Below are 3,454 nucleotides of genomic sequence, written 5' to 3'. Positions count from 1 at the left end.
GTCGTCCATCTGGGCGTCGTAGTACTGGAGGGCGCCGACCAGGGCGTCCTTCTTCATGCAGGGGGCGACGCGCAGGGCGTGACGGCGGCTCAGGTGCCGGTGCAGTGGCAGGCCCCTGCCGTGGCCGCGGGCCATCGACATCGCGTCGTAGAGCGCGACGCCCGAGCCCGCGTACCAGCGCTCCCAGCCCTTGTGCTGGAGCGGGTACAGGAACGGCACCGGCCTGACCAGGTGCGGGGCGATGCGCTCCAGCAGCAGGCCGCGCTCCTTCAGCGCCTCCCGCACGAGCGCGAAGTCGAGCATCTCCAGATAGCGCAGGCCGCCGTGTATCAGCTTGCTGGACCGGCTGGAGGTGCCCGAGGCCCAGTCGCGGGCCTCGACGATCCCGGTGGTCAGGCCGCGCGTGACGGCGTCCAGGGCCGTGCCCGCGCCGACCACGCCGCCGCCCACGACCAGGATGTCCAGCTCGCGCTCGGCCATTCCCGCCAGTGACTCGGCACGCTGCGCCGGCCCCAGTGTCGCTGTCCTCACCGCTGCCTCCCACTGTCGGTCGCATCGGCCGCACCCGTCGGGCGAAGCCCGTTTCCGTCCCTCCCGTGTCCCCCCTCGTCCCTCCCCATGCCCAAATTCTGACCGGGTTGCCCGTCTTCAGCCACCAGTCGCCCCCAGCCTGTGGACAACTCGCCCCGGCTCACCGAGAAACACGCTGGTCAATCCCGCAAAACGGTCATATTTACTCCTAGTCTGACATTGCACTCGCTCGTCCTGTCCACAGGACTTGCGTGTCTGCCACGCCTCGGTTATTGGGAAGGACGGCCCACGCCATGCCCGCAGATCTCGCCGTCATCGGACTCGGTCCCCTCGGCCTGCCCCTGGCCCAGGCAGCCGTCGCCGCCGGCATCCCCACCCTCGGATACCGGACGGGGGACGAGTCCGGCTCCCTCAGCCCCGCGGAACTGCGCCGGATGCTCTCGGGGGGCTTCCGGCCGGCCACCAACCCGGCCGAGCTGGGCCGGGTGCGCACCGCGGTGATCTGCGCGCCGACCCCGCGCGGCGCGGACGGCGGGCCCGACCTCGGGCAGGTTCAGGCCGCGGCGCGCGCCCTCGCCGGGCAGCTGCGCCCGCACACCACCGTGATCCTGGAGTCCCCCGTCCACCCCGGCACCACCGAGGAGTTCCTGCTCCCGCTGCTGGAGCGGGGCTCGGGGCTGCGCGCGGGCCGCGACTTCCACCTCGCCTACTCCCCCAGCCGCGTCGACCCCGGAAACCGGGACGTCACCCCCGCCAACACCCCCAAGGTCATCGGCGGCCTGACCCCGGCCTGCACCGAGTCGGCCGCCGCCTTCTACGGGCGTCTCACCGACAAGGTGGTCCGCGCGCGCGGTCTGAAGGAGGCCGAGACGGTCCACCTCCTGGAGACCAACTACCGGCACGTCAACATCGCGCTCGTCAACGAGATGGCCGTCCTCTGCCACGACCTGGGCGTCGACCTGTGGGACGTGGTGCGCTGCGCCGAGACCAAGCCCTTCGGCTTCCAGGCCTTCCGCCCCGGGCCCGGCGTCGGCGGCCACGGACTGCCCCAGGACCTGTCCGGCACCGCCGGCCGTGGCCTGCGCATGGTGGAACTCGCCCAGCAGGTCAACAGCCGCATGCCCGGCTACGTCGTCCAGCGCGCCGCCACCCTGCTCAACGAGCACGGCAAGTCGGCCCGGGGCGCGCGCGTACTCCTCCTGGGCGTCACCTACAAGCCCGACCTCGCCGACCTCCAGGGCACCCCCGCCGAGGAGATCGCCGTCCGCCTGACCGGCCTCGGCGCGTGCGTCAGCTACCACGACCCGCACGTACCCGTGTGGAGCGTCCTCGACCGCCCCGTGCCCCGCGCGGACGCCCTGTACGAGGCGGTGGCGGACGCCGACCTGACGATCCTCCTCCAGCACCACCGCACCTACGACCTCCAGGGCCTGTCGGTGAAGGCCCAACTCCTCCTGGACACCCGTGGCGCGGCTCCCACAGGAGCAGCGCACCGGTTGTGAAGGGGGGCGCGGGGGAGCACCGGGTCCGGAGTTGGTGGCACGAAGACCGCTGCACGGGTAACTTACGTAAACAGGTGGAGCCCACCGCAGGGGTCACTGCAGCGGGCTCCTGGCCGTTAGGCGGAGTGTCCACCCCTAGCGTTCGTAGGGGTGGCCGCTCAGCGGCAGTAGATCCACAAGATCCGCCTCCGCCGGCACTTCACCATCCGAAGACGGATCCGATCCCAGCGGGCGGGCTTGCGGTGGCGTCCCATGGGCGCCCCCTTCCATGACGCCGCCCATAGACCCGGTAGACGGTTTCACTGGAATTCGGGCCGGGCCCCGAGGGCGGGGTCCGGCCCGTGTCCTTGGAAGGGGGCGCCCCGAACAACTGGGGTGCCGATCACGGACACTATCGGCTCATCTCACCCGTCCCCGGCGTATTCGCCCCAAAAGCAACCGCGCACCCCCATATCGCTCTACGCGCCCCCACCTGCGCAGACGCGAAGAGGCCCGGTCGCTCGCTCTGGCGAGTGACCGGGCCTCTGGGAGGAACGCCGGGGGCTAGCTTCAGGTCAATACAGCTAGCGCTTGTGCTGGGAGTCGGCGACCGTCACCTCGACGCGCTGGAATTCCTTCAGCTCGCTGTAGCCGGTGGTGGCCATGGCGCGGCGCAGGGCGCCGAAGAAGTTCATGGAGCCGTCGGGAATGTGGGAGGGGCCGGTGAGGACCTCCTCGATGGTGCCGACCGTGCCGAGGTCGACCTTCTGGCCGCGCGGCAGCTCCTCGTTGACGGCCTCCATGCCCCAGTGGTGGCCCTTGCCGGGCGCGTCCGTGGCACGGGCGAGCGGGGAGCCCATCATCACCGCGTCCGCGCCGCAGGCGATCGCCTTGGGCAGGTCGCCGGACCAGCCGACGCCGCCGTCCGCGATCACGTGCACGTACCGGCCGCCGGACTCGTCCATGTAGTCACGGCGGGCGGCGGCCACGTCGGCGACGGCCGTGGCCATCGGGACCTGGATGCCGAGCACGTTGCGCGTGGTGTGCGCGGCGCCGCCGCCGAAGCCGACCAGGACGCCCGCCGCGCCGGTGCGCATCAGGTGCAGGGCCGCCGTGTACGTGGCGCAGCCGCCGACGATCACGGGGACGTCGAGCTCGTAGATGAACTGCTTCAGGTTCAGCGGCTCGTGCGAGGACGACACGTGCTCCGCCGAGACCGTCGTACCGCGGATGACGAAGATGTCCACGCCCGCGTCGACGACCGCCTTGGAGAACTGGGCGGTGCGCTGCGGGGAGAGCGCGGCGGCGGTGACCACCCCGGCGTCGCGCACCTCCTTGATGCGCGCGCCGATCAGCTCCTCCTTGATGGGTGCCGCGTAGACCTCCTGGAGGCGGCGGGTGGCGGCCTCGGAGGGCAGCTCCGCGATCTCGTCGAGCAGCGG

Annotated in this window: 3 protein-coding genes; 1 reads left to right on the top strand and 2 read right to left on the bottom strand. The window is 71.6% G+C overall.

The window, feature by feature from the left end; genetic code table 11:
- A partial coding sequence (locus IE249_RS36150) for an FAD-dependent oxidoreductase (RefSeq protein WP_229857517.1) occupies positions 1 to 531 on the bottom strand: 531 nt, incomplete at its 3' end.
- Positions 532 to 824: 293 nt separating this feature from the next.
- Between IE249_RS36150 and IE249_RS04585 the strand changes: the two genes are divergently transcribed.
- The gene (locus IE249_RS04585) at positions 825 to 2,033 is read left to right on the top strand and encodes a nucleotide sugar dehydrogenase (RefSeq protein ID WP_189703449.1); all 1,209 of its coding nucleotides are present in this window, start codon (positions 825 to 827) and stop codon (positions 2,031 to 2,033) included.
- 563 nt (positions 2,034 to 2,596) lie between these two features.
- On the opposite strand, the gene IE249_RS04580 is transcribed toward IE249_RS04585, so the two are convergent.
- Positions 2,597 to 3,454 (bottom strand): GuaB3 family IMP dehydrogenase-related protein (locus IE249_RS04580; protein ID WP_229857516.1); only part of this gene is annotated, 858 nt, incomplete at its 5' end.

Origin of the sequence: Streptomyces anandii JCM 4720, assembly GCF_014650655.1 — a bacterium.
GTDB lineage: Bacteria > Actinomycetota > Actinomycetes > Streptomycetales > Streptomycetaceae > Streptomyces > Streptomyces anandii.
This window is presented reverse-complemented; position numbering and strand designations above follow the sequence as displayed.